The 16278-nt window shown below is 44.9% G+C and carries 14 protein-coding genes; 7 read left to right on the forward strand and 7 right to left on the reverse strand.

What is annotated here, in order from left to right; translation table 11 throughout:
* From murU to AAW31_RS13460, 4 genes are all read left to right on the forward strand, one after another.
* On the forward strand, window positions 1-726 hold the full coding sequence (gene murU, locus AAW31_RS13445; RefSeq protein ID WP_046850610.1) for an N-acetylmuramate alpha-1-phosphate uridylyltransferase MurU: 726 nt from the start codon (window positions 1-3) through the stop codon (window positions 724-726).
* A 262-nt stretch (window positions 727-988) separates the two neighbouring features.
* Window positions 989-1783, forward strand: a complete 795-nt coding sequence (locus AAW31_RS13450; protein ID WP_046850611.1) for a TrmH family RNA methyltransferase — start codon at window positions 989-991, stop codon at window positions 1781-1783.
* 32 nt (window positions 1784-1815) lie between these two features.
* Window positions 1816-2715 carry a DNA-3-methyladenine glycosylase family protein gene (locus tag AAW31_RS13455; RefSeq protein ID WP_258920436.1) on the forward strand — a complete coding sequence of 300 codons (900 nt, stop codon included), beginning with the start codon at window positions 1816-1818 and terminating at the stop codon, window positions 2713-2715.
* Between the two features lie 3 nt (window positions 2716-2718).
* The gene (locus AAW31_RS13460) at window positions 2719-3210 is read left to right on the forward strand and encodes a methylated-DNA--[protein]-cysteine S-methyltransferase (protein ID WP_046850612.1); all 492 of its coding nucleotides are present in this window, start codon (window positions 2719-2721) and stop codon (window positions 3208-3210) included.
* Between the two features lie 122 nt (window positions 3211-3332).
* On the opposite strand, the gene aroC is transcribed toward AAW31_RS13460, so the two are convergent.
* On the reverse strand, window positions 3333-4505 hold the full coding sequence (aroC, locus tag AAW31_RS13465) for a chorismate synthase (protein WP_046850613.1): 1173 nt from the start codon (window positions 4503-4505) through the stop codon (window positions 3333-3335).
* Window positions 4506-4702: 197 nt separating this feature from the next.
* Between aroC and hemF the strand changes: the two genes are divergently transcribed.
* Complete coding sequence (hemF, locus tag AAW31_RS13470) at window positions 4703-5599, forward strand: oxygen-dependent coproporphyrinogen oxidase (protein ID WP_046850614.1); 897 nt, start codon at window positions 4703-4705, stop codon at window positions 5597-5599.
* A 105-nt stretch (window positions 5600-5704) separates the two neighbouring features.
* Here hemF and rsmA read toward each other — a convergent pair whose 3' ends face one another.
* The 4 genes from rsmA to AAW31_RS13490 are packed head-to-tail and all read right to left on the reverse strand — an operon-like array spanning window position 5705 to window position 11180.
* Window positions 5705-6478 (reverse strand): 16S rRNA (adenine(1518)-N(6)/adenine(1519)-N(6))-dimethyltransferase RsmA, encoded by a 774-nt coding sequence (gene rsmA / locus AAW31_RS13475; RefSeq protein WP_187426869.1) that lies wholly within the window; start codon window positions 6476-6478, stop codon window positions 5705-5707.
* A 19-nt stretch (window positions 6479-6497) separates the two neighbouring features.
* Window positions 6498-7496, reverse strand: coding sequence for a 4-hydroxythreonine-4-phosphate dehydrogenase PdxA (gene pdxA / locus AAW31_RS13480; protein ID WP_046850616.1), 999 nt, complete (start codon window positions 7494-7496; stop codon window positions 6498-6500).
* 15 nt (window positions 7497-7511) lie between these two features.
* Window positions 7512-8876 carry a peptidylprolyl isomerase gene (locus AAW31_RS13485; RefSeq protein ID WP_082110573.1) on the reverse strand — a complete coding sequence of 455 codons (1365 nt, stop codon included), beginning with the start codon at window positions 8874-8876 and terminating at the stop codon, window positions 7512-7514.
* A 42-nt stretch (window positions 8877-8918) separates the two neighbouring features.
* Window positions 8919-11180, reverse strand: coding sequence for an LPS-assembly protein LptD (locus tag AAW31_RS13490; protein WP_046850617.1), 2262 nt, complete (start codon window positions 11178-11180; stop codon window positions 8919-8921).
* A gap of 414 nt (window positions 11181-11594) precedes the next feature.
* Between AAW31_RS13490 and AAW31_RS13495 the strand changes: the two genes are divergently transcribed.
* Window positions 11595-13592 (forward strand): ATP-dependent DNA helicase, encoded by a 1998-nt coding sequence (locus AAW31_RS13495; RefSeq protein ID WP_046850618.1) that lies wholly within the window; start codon window positions 11595-11597, stop codon window positions 13590-13592.
* Between the two features lie 129 nt (window positions 13593-13721).
* Here the strand turns inward: AAW31_RS13495 and AAW31_RS13500 are convergent, their stop codons facing one another.
* The gene (locus AAW31_RS13500; RefSeq protein WP_046850619.1) at window positions 13722-14213 is read right to left on the reverse strand and encodes an SRPBCC family protein; all 492 of its coding nucleotides are present in this window, start codon (window positions 14211-14213) and stop codon (window positions 13722-13724) included.
* Between the two features lie 185 nt (window positions 14214-14398).
* Window positions 14399-15019 carry a hypothetical protein gene (locus AAW31_RS13505; RefSeq protein WP_046850620.1) on the reverse strand — a complete coding sequence of 207 codons (621 nt, stop codon included), beginning with the start codon at window positions 15017-15019 and terminating at the stop codon, window positions 14399-14401.
* 662 nt (window positions 15020-15681) lie between these two features.
* Here AAW31_RS13505 and AAW31_RS13510 point away from each other — a divergent pair.
* Complete coding sequence (locus AAW31_RS13510) at window positions 15682-16263, forward strand: hypothetical protein (RefSeq protein WP_144412970.1); 582 nt, start codon at window positions 15682-15684, stop codon at window positions 16261-16263.
* Window positions 16264-16278: the final 15 nt, after the last annotated feature.

A 16278-nucleotide genomic window follows, 5' to 3' on the forward strand; every position in this document is an offset into this window, starting at 1 on the left:
ATGCCAAGTCATTCCTTTAAAGCCATGATTCTTGCAGCAGGAAGAGGTGAGCGCATGCGCCCCCTCACCGATACATTGCCCAAACCGTTGCTTCGGGCCGGAAAACACATGTTGATCGAATATCATCTGCAAAATCTGGTACAGGCTGGCTTTAGGGATATCGTCATTAATCATGCTTATTTAGGTTACATGATTGAGGCCGCATTAGGTGATGGCCAGCGCTATGGCCTCCATATTACCTACTCCAAAGAAACGACTGTACTGGAAACAGCAGGTGGCATCACCAATGCGCTACCGCTATTAACCCGTTGCTCAGCAAACCAGCCCTTCCTGGTCGTCAACGCCGATATCTTTTGCCAGATAGATTACGCCATCTTATTACCGGCATTGCAGCGATTACAAATAAATTCCGATGGTGAGCTTGCCCATTTGGTCCTGGTCGATAACCCCCCTCATCATCCTGATGGCGATTTTTTTCTGGAGCAAGGACGCCTCACTGCAAGGGGGCTTCACAAACTCACTTTTAGTGGAATCGGTGTTTATCATCCCGATTTCTTTAGTCAGGTTGCGCCTGGAACTGCCACCAAACTTTCACTTTTGTTAGGCCAGGCGATCCCTTTAAATAAGATAAGAGGAGAATATTACTCAGGAATATGGATGGATATCGGCACACCAGAACGGCTGCAATGGCTTACTGCACACATTAAAGATATTAAATGGCAGTAAGTTATCCCTTTGGCTAGGTCAGCATGTTATACAACCCGAAACTGTACAGGTATTTATAAATTCCATTTCCAAATCAAAATTGACTTTGTCGGCTTCACCTGGCCTTATGATTGATAGGGTCTGCGGCTCGCCTTCGCGTCATGTTTGATGAAAAATGGGATAGGACCTAACAATAAGCTTTGAATTTATGAAAATGCTACCAAGTAGATATATGAGAAAATAATGAATTAGAAAATTTCAGCATTTCAGCAATTCGCATCCTATGTACCCCATAACCTCCCGCGAGCATGCTCTCTTCAAGCAACTGGTTAAGCTGGAAAAATCGTCACGGGCACGACGATTAAAAAGTTTGACATTGCTCGATGGGGTCCATCTCATCCAGGTTTACCATGCGAGCAAACATATACCGCTAAAGTTGATCGTAAGCGAATCCGGGTATGATCATGCTGAAATCAAATATTTGATACGCGAATTCAGCAAACAATCTGGCATCGATACCATACTATTCAGTGATGCCTTGTTCAAGCAAGTTTCCCCTGTCAGAACACCAACCGGTATCCTGGCGCTGATCACTATTCCCTCATGTGAAGCGAATGCAATCGATAAAAGTCAGGTATTTTGTACCTTACTAGAAGCCATACAGGATCCTGGCAATCTCGGTTCGATGCTGCGTTCGGCAGCCGCCGCTGGTGTAAGTGATGTTTATTTATCCAATGATTGTGCCGATGCCTGGTCACCCAAAACTCTACGAGCAGCCATGGGAGCCCATTTCTCGCTAACCATACACGAGCAATCTAATCTGGTGCAAATAGCTCAGCAGTTCCATGGCAAAGTCATTGCAGCGACTCTACAGTCTACCCGGCACCTTTATCAGACCGATCTCAAAGGCCCGGTTGCCTTTGTATTTGGCAATGAAGGCGCAGGATTATCGCAAGAACTACTCAGAACGGTCAGCGAGCAGGTTACCATTCCTATGACAGATAAGACAGAATCACTCAATGTAGCTGCCGCAGCAGCCATCTGTTTTTTTGAGAAGATGAGGCAGCAATGCTATTGATATTGGATTGCTCTATTTAAACTTTAACTAATATTTCTTGTTTCAGTTCACAACAGGAGAAGAAAACGACAGTCTTACACCTAGGCTATCACCCACCACTGGCTTGGAACGCCTTGGTCGCTTTTCTTTGTAGTCGTGGCAGCCGCTACGTAGAGCAATTAATTGGTAATCGCTATTTGCGCACAATTAAACTCGGCAATGATGCCGGCTGGATTGCTGCTCAGCAGGATCCGATACGTAACCGAATCAATGTGGAAGTATCCCCGTCACTGTTACCTCATCTGGCTCAGCTACAGACTCGTTTACACATTTTATTTGATCTGGATGCGAATCCAGTCCTTATTGAAAACCATCTGAAACGCGACAAAACATTGAAGCCACTCATTATCCATACCCCTGGCTTACGCGTTCCGGGTACTCTGAATGCCTTTGAGTTGAGCTTACGTGCGATAGTAGGCCAACAAGTCTCTGTCAAGGCAGCCACTACCTTGTTCAATCGTTTCGTTACAGCTTTTGGTGAGTCGGTCGATACCCCTTTTCCGGAACTCAATCGCACCGGCCCCGTTGCGAGCGCGATCGCTGATGCAAAGCCACAAACTCTGATCAATCTGGGTGTAACGCAACGCCGTGCTTTAACTATTCAACTGCTTGCCAAGCAAATAACTGATGGAAGACTGAAGCTGGAAGCAGGCAATTCACCTCAGCTCATTGAACAATTGATGGCGCTGCCGGGAATCGGTCCCTGGACTGCTCAATACATTGCTATGCGCGCTCTGGGAGACTCTAATGCAATCCCGGCCTCAGACCTGGGACTCATGCACGCATTACAAGTAGAAAAGTCAGCGGGTGTTCTGAGTCGTACAGAAAAATGGCAACCCTGGCGTGCTTACGGCGTAATCCATTTATGGCATTATTTAAGTATAGGAGGCTAAACAATGCATTACTACACAATTATGGAAAGCCCTATCGATCCACTTTTACTCACAAGTGATGGTGAACATCTTACGGGCTTATATATGGATGTACAAGATTATTTACCTCATATGAAAGAGAATTGGCTATGTGACCCTGCGCTCTTTAAAGAAACCGTTTCCCAATTAAAGGCTTATTTTGCAAAAGAATTATCTGACTTTGAACTCCCGCTTAAGGCAACTGGAACAGCTTTCCAGAGAAAGGTGTGGCAATCACTCACCACCATTCCTTACGGCGAAACGACCAGTTATAAAAGTATTGCCGAACATATTCAAATACCAAAAGCGGTACGGGCAGTGGGTTTGGCAAACGGTAAGAATCCTATCTCCATTATCATCCCTTGTCATCGCGTGATTGGTGCTAACGGTAAACTGGTGGGCTACGGCGGTGGCCTCTCCCGCAAGCAATGGTTACTGGCACATGAAGCAAAACAGGGTGAGCTACTGGCAAGGTAAAGCCGCCCTGCCGATCTGATGAAATTAATCAGCCATCAGTAAAACTACCGGTCTGATAAACCCCAGATAGAGGCTGTGCCAACAAACTCACACGTTGGCAATCAATAGCAGATCAAACCAGCTCACACTTCATAGGGCTCTGGATCTTCGGCTAAAGGTGATTCTGGTCCTGCGGAGGTCGTGGTCATAGCGCTACTGTTCATTGTTCCTGGAATTTTAGGCGTATTGCATACCACATCAGCATTTTGTGCACGATGACGCAAGGCATGATCCATAAGCACCAAGGCCAGCATAGCTTCAACAATAGGAGTAGCACGTATGCCAACACAAGGATCATGTCTGCCATGTGTTTCGACAATGACTGGCTTTCCTGCTTTATCGATAGAGCGTCGCCCGAGGCGTATGCTGGATGTGGGCTTAATTGCCACATTAACAGTGACCGGTTGACCAGTCGAAATACCGCCAAGTATACCGCCAGCGTTATTGCTCAGAAATCCTTCAGGCGTCATTTCGTCCGAATGCTCTGTTCCTTTCTGGCTGACACTCTCAAATCCCGCACCAATCTCTACTCCTTTGACGGCATTGATACTCATCATAGCGTAAGCAATTTCTGCATCGAGGCGATCATAGACGGGCTCTCCCCAGCCAACGGGCACGCCCTCAGCAATGACGCTGATTTTTGCTCCCACCGAGTCACCAGATTTCCGCAGGCGATCCATAAAATCCTCGAGCTCCGGTACGATACGGCAATCCGCCACAAAAAATGGGTTCTGATTTACATCCCCCCATTGTTTGAATGGGATGACGACAGGCCCCAACTGCGCCATATAACCGCGAATGGTTATACCATAAGTTTCATATAACCATTTCTTGGCGATGGCAGCTGCTGCAACCCGAACGGCAGTCTCGCGCGCAGAGGCGCGCCCACCCCCGCGGTAATCACGAATGCCGTATTTCTGCCAATAGGTATAATCCGCATGACCGGGACGAAACACTTCCATGATTTTGCTGTAATCCTTGCTACGCTGATCCTCATTACGAATCAGCAAGGCAATCGGTGTGCCGGTGGTTTTACCTTCAAACACCCCCGAAAGGATTTCTACCCGATCAGCTTCGCGACGCTGGGTAACATGGCGCGAAGTGCCAGGTTTGCGTCGGTCCAATTCTTGTTGTATAAATTCTTGTGATAAAGCTAATCCTGGCGGGCATCCATCGACTACACAACCAATCGCCGGTCCATGCGATTCACCAAACGACGTGACACAAAAAAGTTTTCCAAGCGTATTCCCAGACATTCTCTTTTACTCGTTAAATTGGTGAACCAAGTCTAACATATGCTGGTGTAGATTTTTACTGTTGCTCGCTGACGGATCATTTTATATCAATGCTTACGGCTGAATTTCTTTCCTAGTCGTATCCCTCTAGGTAAAATGATGTTTGCAGATAAAGATTATTATCTAATTGATGTTACTGAGCTAAAAGAGGAGCAATCATGAATACAGCAGAAGTCAAAGCGTTTCTCACTAATTTACAAAAAAGAATTGTTGCAGGATTAGAGCAACTAGATGGCAAGCCTTTCCTGCACGATGCCTGGGAACGTCCAGAGGGAGGCGGTGGACTAAGCTGCGTGATTGAAGAAGGTAATATATTTGAGCGAGGGGGAGTTAATTTTTCTTATGTCCATGGCAGCGGTCTCCCTGCATCAGCTACGGCTGCACGGCCTGAACTAGCTGGCCGTTCATTTGAAGCGACCGGGGTGTCACTGGTTTTGCATCCACGCAATCCCTATGCTCCCACTATACACATGAATGTACGTTTCTTTGAAGCCAAAAAAGAAGGATCAGAATCCGTTTGGTGGTTTGGTGGCGGAATGGATTTAACACCGTATTATGGCTTTGAAGAAGATGCCATTCATTTTCACCAAACGTGTAAAAGCGCACTTCAGCCTTTTGGTGATGAATACTATCCTCGCTTCAAAAAATGGTGCGATGAGTATTTTTACTTAAAGCATCGCAAAGAACCGCGCGGTATCGGCGGTATTTTTTTCGATGATTTCAACCAACCTGATTTCACCACCTGCTTTAATCTAATGCAGAGCGTGGGAGATCATTTTTTATCCGCCTATGTTCCGCTCCTGGAAAAACGCCTCAATACACCGTATAGTGAGCGTGAGCGTGATTTTCAGGCGTATCGTCGCGGACGTTATGTCGAATTCAATTTAGTTTGGGATCGAGGTACGCTATTTGGATTGCAAACAGGCGGGCGTACCGAATCGATCCTGATGTCTTTGCCCCCAATTGTCAAATGGCGCTATAACTGGACTCCTCCACCAGGCAGTGCAGAAGCCGCACTTTATACTGATTTTTTGATTGGCAAAGATTGGGTATAATTGTTAGAAAAATTCTGGTTGAACGCTTCTTTATTAGTATGGTATTCAGCTTTCCTGTTGCCGTCCAATATAAACGTATAGTTTTAGATGATAAATTAGCAAACGTTAAGGAACTTTAACCAGATAATTCACGATCCTGGCATATTGCACTATGGATAAATTCTCTGCCCGTAACCCGGAATCTAAGGCTAAAGCATCAAAATCTTCAGGCATGAGATAATCACGTAACGTATTGCGCAATGTTTTACGTCGTTGTGAGAAGGCAGATGATACAATTTTGCTAAATAACGAATCTTGCTCAGCAGGAATAATCGTTTGCGCCAATGGGCGCATGCGTACAATAGCTGATTGTACTTTGGGGACAGGACGAAACGATTCTGCCGGGACCATCAGGATCTGTTCCATTTCAAAATAATTCTGTAGCATGACAGATAAACGCCCATAATCCGGCGTAGAGGGAAAAGCTACCATGCGCTCGACCACTTCTTTCTGCAACATAAAATGCATATCGGCGATATAGGAACAGAATCGACTGAGATGAAACAAAAGGGGAGTGGAAATGTTATAGGGTAAGTTACCGATGATGCGTAAGCGGTTACCCAATTGAGAAAAATCAAACTTCAGCGCATCTGCTGAATGAATGGTTAGTTTTTCTTCAGGAAATTCCAACCTTAGCTGCTTAACAATATCCCGATCAATTTCTATGGCATGAAGATGATCGACAATTTGCAGTAATGGTCGCGTCAATGCGCCTAATCCAGGGCCAATCTCAATAAGCCGGTCGCCCGAGGATGGTCGGATAGCATGAATGATTTCAGCAATAATCTGTGGATCGATCAGAAAATTCTGACTAAAACGCTTGCGTGGAGTATGCTTCACAATCTATGATGATGAAATCTCAGGATGATTGCCGAGCACACTGCTTTTGAGCCAGCATGATTGCCATTTCTATCGCTACTCGTAAACTACCTGGATCAGCTCGTCCCGTTCCAACCAAATCAAGGGCGGTGCCATGGTCCACCGATGTACGAATAATGGGAAGTCCCAACGTGATATTAACCCCCGTGCCGAAGCTTGCATACTTAAGCACAGGCAATCCCTGATCATGATACATGGCAAGAATGCAATCATAATCCTTTAACCGCACTGGATTGAACAAAGTATCGGCCGGCAAAGGCCCCAGCAAATTCATGCCTTCTGCACGAAGTTTGGTCAGCACTGGGATGATGGTGTCAATTTCTTCACGACCCATATGTCCTGACTCACCTGCATGAGGATTAAGCCCCGCAACGGCAATACGTGGATGATTAATAAAAAAACGATTAGCCAGATCATGATGGATAATACGTAATTTCTGCTCGAGCTTTTCAGGCGTAATCGTTGCAGCGACTTCTTTCAAGGGCAAGTGCGTAGTAGCAAGCGCTACCCGCATGTGGCCCCCTACCAACATCATCACAACTTGACTGTGCGTCATCTCTGCTAGATATTCAGTATGGCCTGTAAAGGGGATGCCCGCTTCGCTGATGATTCCCTTGTGAACCGGTGCTGTCACCATAGCATCAAATATTCCATTTTGACAACCTTGTATAGCATATTGCAGTGTTTCAATGACATAACTTGCATTCGCTGGCTCCAATTTGCCAGGGGAGACAGGTGCGTTTACCGGTATATGCACAAGTTGCAGGCTACCGGGTTTATGTTCACTGAAATGAGCAGAGGGTTTTTCGATTAATTCCATGGGCAGTTGTAACAATGCTGCGCGCTGTTGCAGCATGTCACGGTCTGCAATAACCACGAGTTGGCAAGATAAGGCTTCCTGGGCAATTTGTATGCACAAATCAGGGCCAATGCCAGCAGGTTCCCCTGCCGTCAAGGCAAGTATAGGTATATTATTCATCGACTGGCTATACTGTTAAATATCTTCGGCTCGATATTCAACATAAGCCTGATCGCGTAGCTGCTGTAACCACTCCTGCATCACCATTTCTGCCTTTCTTGCATGAATCGCCTTGCGTGCAGTTTGGCGTTCCTGCTCATTACTGACATCTTGTGATCGACGCTCGATCACTTGAATCAAATGCCAGCCAAATTGGCTCCTTACAGGAGAGCTGATTTGGCCAGGTAAAAGCGCATCCATAGCCTGTTCAAATTCAGGAACCGTATCACCAGGAGAAAGCCAGCCTAGATCTCCGCCGCTTGAGCCGCTGGCATCTTCAGAATGAGCTTTCGCTGTTTCTGCAAAATTAGCCCCTTTATCAATGCGATCTTTAATTTGCATGATCATGCGATGCGCATCATCTTCTGATATCAACTCACTGATTTTGATCAGAATATGACGGGCATTTGTTTGCTTGATAATGACCACCGGAGTTTCCTGTGGACGTCGACCCAATAATTTGAGAATATGAAAACCGACAGGACTTTGAATGATGGGCGTTACTTGACCACGCTGCATTTTCACCAGTATTTCAGCAAAAGAGGGTCCCATCTGCATAATGGGTCGCCATCCAAGGTCTCCTCCCTGCATCGCATTGGGGGCATCGGAAAATTCCGCTGAGACTTGCGCAAATTCCACACCTTCCTGTAATTTTCTCATGGCAGCTTCTGCGCGTTGGCGCTTCGCTTCAATCTGTGCTGCATCCATTTGTTCCAAGATCTGGATCAGAATATGGGCAACATGATATTCATCATTACCAATTGATGAGGTTTCCTGAGTCCGCAGAAAATTATCTATTTCCCCTTCTGTTACATTAATCCGGCTGTTTACCTCACGTTCTTTTAATCGAGCCATAAGAACTTCATTGCGTATCTCATCCCGGAATTGGCTCAAACCAATCCCTTCTTGATCGAGCGCTGCATAGAATTCCCCCATCGATAACTTATTTTCCTTAGCGATATTGCGTATCGTTTTGTCAAGCTCAGTATCATTAACGGATATGCCCAGTTCTTTGGCACGCTGCAACTGGGCTCTCGTCAGGATGAGACGTTCTAGCAATTGTTTTCCCAACACATCAAAAGGTGGCAGTTGTATTCCCTGTTTCTGCAATTGTCTGACGGTATTTTGAATCACATCATTGAGCTCAGTACGAGTAATCACTTCTTCATTAACGACAGCAACAATATGATCAACTGGTATGGCTTGGCTGAGGGCAACAACAGTTTGTTGTGCAACCGCTTTCCCGGTTATTGCCATAATGATTAGCATCAACATAATCTGACAAGCAAAACTTGCCTGGTTAATATGATGGTTAGCTATTCTGCGTATATTTTTCACCATTCCCATTTATTCCGATTATGTATGAGTAAGTATTCATCTTATTTAGAACTGTTGGCTTGTATGTGTATAGCCTGGAATACCCTGGCGCAATACCCGTATCGGATTATTCCCTACTCGCATCAGGCCATTTAATTCGAGTTGGACAAAAAATGCCGTAGAAGTTCTCTCCGTTGCGGTAATAAACCTATTTAGCACCATACGCAATGTCCAGCAACATGAATTGTATTCTACCCCTACCAGTCCAGCTAAAAGCTTATCATCCTGCAATGAGTAGTTCACGCTTGCCATCCCTTGCCAGTTTTTCAGAAAGGGCCATTGAGTGGATGCATCGACCTGTTCCAGAGGTGCTCCTGGAACCGGAAATAGTAAATTAGTACTTTGCACTACTCCAGGCACTCCTCTAGTATAACGATAGCCTAGATTGAATACTTTACCGGGCTCTGGATGATAACTTACGCCAGTGCGAATTTTTTCTATGCGGAATTCTCTTTCATCGAGTTGCACACTCGTGTCAGTCGTGATCATCGGGGTGATTTTTCCAGAAATAGCTGCAATAAAGTCTGTTTTATTACTGGTGGTTTGTTGCCCGCTTAGCACCACGTCGCGATCTGAAAAACGTACTTTCTGACCGACTGCAAGCCGTAGTCGCTCATTCCCTGTTGTTGATTCAATAAGACGCGAAGTCAATGCCAAAGTAATCTCATTGGCGTCATTGATCCGGTCATGCCCGCTGAACCGGTTTTCAGTAAAAATTTGGGCAAAACTGAAATCCATCTCCGCTGATTCAAAGTTGGGGAAGATACTATTATCCTGATTGCGGAAGGGAACATAGAGGTAAAAAATGCGTGGCTCAAGCGTTTGTACAAAATTTTCATTTCTGAATTTGGTATCCCGCTCAAATACTACACCCGAATCGAGGCTGAATAGTGGTACAGTACGATTGATATTGGAATCTCCATTTTCACTTACAGGTTCATTTAAATTATATCGCGTGTGATGCAAGCTTACCTTAGGTTTAATATAGCCAAATGCCGTTTGCAAAGGCAAGCTAACGCTGGGAAAAAGTACTAAGCGCAATCCATCGGCCAGCTTTAATTGCTGCCCATCTGGCAATCGTTGGGTTTCGAAAAAAAAGTTCGTCCAGATACTCGTCAAATCAAAATCCAATCCATAAACATCACGCTGTGATGCTGTCAAGGTAAACTGAGGCAAACGCTTGTAGGGCGGGACAATGAGACTTCTAGGGTCTTGAAGTGTTTGAAAACTCTGGACAAGTGTGGTAAAACTTATCGCACCCTTCTGGCCTAAGCTACCATTATAGGAAGTACTCGCCTGTTGTAAAAGGTTGGTTCTGGCAGTGAGGTTAACGTTAGTGCCAAGATCACGAAAAAAATCACGATCAGAAACGTGATTATAGTCAACATTACCTGACCAGCCTTTACCGAAATACTGAGCATGATTCAAGAAAACACCATAACGCGTCTCATTAGTGATCAGATCATTAGGCAGTATATCGAGAAGCGCTTGCCCACCCAGCGTTTCGCCTATATAGCGGAACTCATTTTCGAACATGATGCCGCGCTTACTCATAGCACGTGCCGTAATCGTTGCATCGTAATTAGGTGCAATATTCCAATAAAAAGGCAGTGACACTTCCACACCGCTTCGCGCCGTATTGCCCATAACGGGTGCAAGAAAACCTGTTTTTCGTTTACCGCTATAGGAAAAATTTAACCACGGTAAATAAAGAAAGGGCACATCCTTGAAGGCAACCCTAACATGACGTGCAGTACCGACTTCTTTCTCTTCATCAATTTCCAAGTCTTCCGCCCGGATGAACCAATCATCGTTTCCGATTGGGCAAGTGGTATAATTACCGTTTTTTAGCCGGTAATGATCTTCTCCTTCAAACAAAAATAAATTTCCACTGCCGCGCCCTCCCCCTTCTTTTAAATAATAATTCGGCTGGCCAAGCTCCCCTCTCAGCGTTTCGAGATTCAACCTGAGATGAGATCCTTCCAACACATCTTTCTCACGTTCAAGATGGACTTTGCTATCAATAATCGCATCTTTTGTGTCTGGAAGATATTTCATATAATCGGCTGATATCACTTGATCGCCACGTTGCAATTTAGCTTTTCCTATCGCTTCCACTTCTTCGTGAGGATGACCTTTTATTTCATCAGCCTCTATAAATACCGGTAGTTTCTTTTTTGAACCACTCAACTGCTCGGCTGCAACCACGACGACAGATGAGCCAAGTAAAATGAAAAAAACGAGAATTTGAATATAATAATTGTTCATTACACGTGTAAGTCATCCTGAAAATCTTTTTTTCAGGAAAATGCTTGTTATAGTCAGGTTGTCAGCCTATCCACATCATAGGAATAATATGAAATAGAGACGGTACAAAAACGAGATAAAGATAATCATTTCACATCAAGCGTGCTAAATGAAAGCTCTTATTCCATTTCCAAATCAAACATGACGCGAAGGCGGGCCGCAGACCGTATCAATAATACGGCAAAGTGAAACCGGCAAAACCAGTTTTGATTGAGAAAATGGAATTAATAGGGTTTTATCACATAAAAGTAATCAACCCGTTCATGATTATTCTCAGGAGTTGTTTTAAAACGTGCAGAATAGAATTTAGTTCATTTATCGTGTCCATTACCCATTCTAAATAAGAGTATCATTTTAGCTGACAAAATTTATTCCATGTCCGATCTTGCTACTATTTTTTCTGAAAACGGCCTGCTAGCCCACACAATACCAGGGTATCGAGTTCGTACTCAGCAATCGCAAATGGCTCAAGTCATTGCTCATATCATTGAACATCATGGTGTATTAATAGCAGAAGCTGGCACCGGAACCGGGAAAACATTTGCTTATCTGGTACCCACCTTATTGATGGGCGGCAAAGTGATTCTCTCTACCGGCACTAAAACATTGCAAGATCAACTGTTTAATCGGGATATTCCTACCATTCGTGCAGCACTTAAAATCCCGGTCACCGTGGCACTGCTCAAAGGACGAGCTAATTATATCTGTCATTACCATCTGGAAAAAACATTACAATCTGATCACCTTAATTTCGCATCGCGTGAGGAAGTCAAATATCTTGGATTGATCGAACGTTATGCCAAGTCGAGTTACCATGGTGATAAAAGCGGGCTCAGCAAAGTTCCGGAAAATGCAGCGATATGGCAATATGTGACTTCCACTCGAGATAACTGCCTTGGTTCGGAATGCCCGAATTACAAGCAATGCTTTGTAATGGAAGCACGCAAACGTGCGCTCTCAGCCGATATGGTTGTAGTCAACCACCATTTGTTCTTTGCTGATGTGATGCTGCGCGATGAAGGGTTATCAGAGCTTCTACCTGCCTGCAATACGGTCATCTTTGATGAGGCCCATCAGTTGCCAGAAGTGGCCAGTCTGTTTTTCGGTGAATCAGTCAGCACCAGTCAGTTGTTGGAACTCGCGCGCGACACCGAAATGGAAGCCTTGCTCAATGCCAAAGACTTCACGCCACTTCCTGAAGCAGTGGCTGCTATGGAAAAGGCAACGCGTGACTTACGATTAACTATAGCTGGAGAAAACACGCGCTTGCCATCTGCTGCCGTGATGCAAAACCCTGACTTTAAAGATACGCTCGCGCTTCTCCAGGAAAAACTCATGCTACTGGTCAGCCTGCTTGAAAATCAAGCGGTACGCTCACAAGGGCTGGAAAACTGCTGGCGCCGTGCTACTGCCCTTCATGCCAGCATCAAACGCTGGTGTGAACAAATTGAAAATGAAGGTTATGTTCGCTGGGTGGAAACGTTCAATCATGCTTTACAGCTCAATGCCACACCCTTATCTATTGCTGAAATATTTAATAAACAATTAAACGCCTCGCCGCGTGCGTGGATATTTACTTCAGCCACTTTGGCAGTCAAAAATGATTTTTCTCATTACCAGCATGCGATGGGATTAGGGGCGGCTCAGTCAATCTGCTGGAGCAGTCCATTTGATTTTCCGAATCAAGCTCTACTTTATGTCCCAACTCACCTTCCTCATCCTAATAACCGCAGCTATTCCGAATGCGTAGTCAAAGCTGCCCTGCCAGTATTGCGGGCAAGCCGTGGCCGCGCCTTTTTTTTATGCACCAGTTTGCGCGCGATGCAGCAAGTTTATGAGCTATTACAAGCAACATTCGGACAGGAACAGCTTGATTATCCGCTCTTGCTGCAAGGACAGGGATCACGCTCCACGATGTTAGATCGCTTCCGTGAGTTAGGCAACGCCATTCTCATTGGTAGCCAATCCTTCTGGGAAGGGGTCGATGTACGGGGTGAAGCACTCTCATTAGTCATCATCGACAAGCTGCCGTTTGCCTCCCCAGACGATCCAGTCCTCTCGGCACGTATCGAAAAAATCAATAAAGAAGGTCATAATGCCTTCATGGAGTACCAGCTGCCTCGCGCCATCATCAGTCTGAAACAAGGGGCCGGGCGCCTCATCCGGGATGAAAAGGATCGAGGAGTGCTGATGATCTGTGATCCCCGTCTGATTACTCAATCTTATGGCAAGCGTATCTGGCAAAGCCTGCCCCCGATGAAACGCACCCGGAATTTAGCTGACGTAGAAATTTTTTTTGCTGAAAAGAGTAATCAAAGCAACCTGGAAGAAGCCACCGGACTAAATCAAGTAAAAGGCAGTTATAATTGCTAATTCCATTTCTAAATCAAAAATGACGCGAAGGCGAGCCGTAGGCAGTATCCAATAATACGGCAAGGTGAAACCGACAAAGTCAGTTTTAATTTAGCAATAGAATAACACCTCGTGCGAACCAGCAACCCCTCATGGTGAGGGTATTGAGGTGTGAACGGACTCTAATCTACTATGCAACAAGTGGGCTAATCCTTTGGCTCCTTGTTGCATCACCTGGTGATGATTCCATCTGAACAAAGGCAGCGCAAGTGGAGCAACGAGATTCATCCACAACCGATTAAGGTGCACATCCCACTCATAGCGCACAACCGTCACACCATCCTCATGAAAAAAATTCCATCGCCCAGTTCCAATCACTTCACCGTTGGCCCGCCCTTCTATTAACTTCAAAGGAACGATTCGCGTCACACGTATATCGAAAACAAGCCGATAAGGAATCCGCCCTTTCCAGATAAAACGATGCACACACTCTACTCCATTCTTATCGCCCGTAACAAGTTTTTCCACTTTCTCACTGCCCAGCCACCATTTTGGCCAATCAAGGCAATGAGTAATCGCCTCAAACACCTCGGCTAAAGAGGCACTGATGCGCCATTCAGTGACCAATTGGAATTTTGTCATGCTTACCTTATTAATCGAAGAAGAAGAAAAATTCTTAATCACCTCAATGGGCTTATTCCATTTCCAAATCAAACATGGCGCGCAGGCGAGCCGCAGACAATATCAATAATACGGCACGGTAAAGCCGGCAATGTGGGTTTTAATTTAGAAATGGGATTACTATCTTTTTCTACACGCACCGCTTGCTAAGGAATATCACGAATTGCTATCTGATTCTCCTCGAATCTATTTCCTCTCTCCCCTTGATTATTGATGACGATAGAATCAGCCAATGCTGCTTCATTGGTACAGATCCGCAGCCGTTCCTCTGCACTTGCTTTAGTATCCCATGACACAGGTCGTATATTCCTGCCTTGCAGCGTTATAGCAATTTGACCGCTTCTGATCCATAGCCATGTTGAGAGCATGCGCCTTGCATCAGATCTCAGGTTGGATAGCTCCAGGAAAATACCCCTTCTATTACCTATTGAAGCGACCTTGAGCATTTGCTTCTCGTCTTTTGCAGAAACTTTTATCGGGTCGTATTTTGCGATATCGTTGCTGCCGCTTTTGTCAGAATGCATCTTCCAGCCGATCACTGGGAAAGCAGATAAAGGTTCACAGCTCCCTTTTCTTTTTTTACTCTCACAACTAGCTTGAGCGCTGGTGTTGCAGTTCTCAAAACCAAGGTCAATTGCGGGGTTTTGCCCAGAGTTCTGAGCGTTTACCGCTGAATATATTGCTATTGTTACAGACTCGGCGCTACTTGGCGCAGAAATAATAATTACAAGCGCTCCCACACAAAGAGTAAGGACTAATCGCTGCATGATTAATCTCCTTCTGTCTATGCGCAGCGTCGATACCGATTTAAAACCGAGAGAGTGTCATAATTGAAGTAATCAGCTACTGCGTTACCTCATCTTTTCCATCTCAGCCTGTAGCCTGAATGCTTATTACCTAAGTCACTATCAGTAGCCGTAATGATCGACGCTCTAACCTCTTAAAGTAGATAATTGATTTTTTTCAGATCAATACCCATAAGTTTTTTCATAAGTTAACTCCAATTATGAAAGTGAGTAAATACGTATAAATACTTATGGATTATCTTTAGGACGCCTCTAAAAATTCATAGTTCTGAACGAGACAAAGAGAGAACAAAAAATGTTGACGCAGCATATAGCTGATAGCTAAGGAAATATTTTTTGTGGACAACCAAGTATTGTGACGAGACGGGGTAAGTTGGCAATCCGCGAAGTGGATGCTCGCAAAAATAACTTTATTTTATCCATGAGTGCCTGTCAGTGCTTGTCACTTGATTCTGGTATCAGAAAGAGAACCAGATTAAGCAAAAGATATTACGAGTTATCCTTCAGATTACAGCTTAGATGCCGCTATAAATCATGATGATTTGGAATATTTTATTAAAACGAAAAAAATAATGAATTTATTAGCGAAATCTATAATATTTGGCCTATTGCTAAGCGTTTCTGTGACACATAGTCACGCTGCTGACTACCGAATATGTAATATGTCAGCCAATGTCACGTTGAGCGGTTATCCTGATTGGTGGTATTTTGACAACAGCTCAAGCTATAATTTCAGCCTGGCTCCTGGAGGATCTACCGATTTAGAGAAAGGATCCTGTATCAAAGGATTATATTCTTCCTACGGAGCATCACCCGGTTGTTCTTATGAAAACCAGGAAAATTGCACCTGGAATAGAAGTTCCACATGCGAATCAAGCACGTTTGTTTATGGCACATCCACTGACGGCACTGTCGAAGGTTGGCAAAGTGTCGATGGTGTGATGGATTGCTTGGATGCAGCTAATCAAATCATGCAATGCCAACAGGCTGGATATGATTCGGTCGGCCCGTGTAGATGCACACGAATAGGCAGCCATTGTAGCAGCATCTTTTCTGAAGTCGCTTGCATGTTTGCTTGCATGCTTTCTAATGCTGGGCAAACTGGCGGTGGGGAACCCGTCGGTGGAGAGGGAGGAGAAGATACCGTGAAGGATGAAAAGCTGAGAGCCTATATCAGGCAACAAAACATACCTAGCTTGAAATAAGCGAAATAGATACAA

This window comes from Nitrosomonas communis (assembly GCF_001007935.1).
Classification (GTDB): Bacteria; Pseudomonadota; Gammaproteobacteria; order Burkholderiales; family Nitrosomonadaceae; genus Nitrosomonas; species Nitrosomonas communis.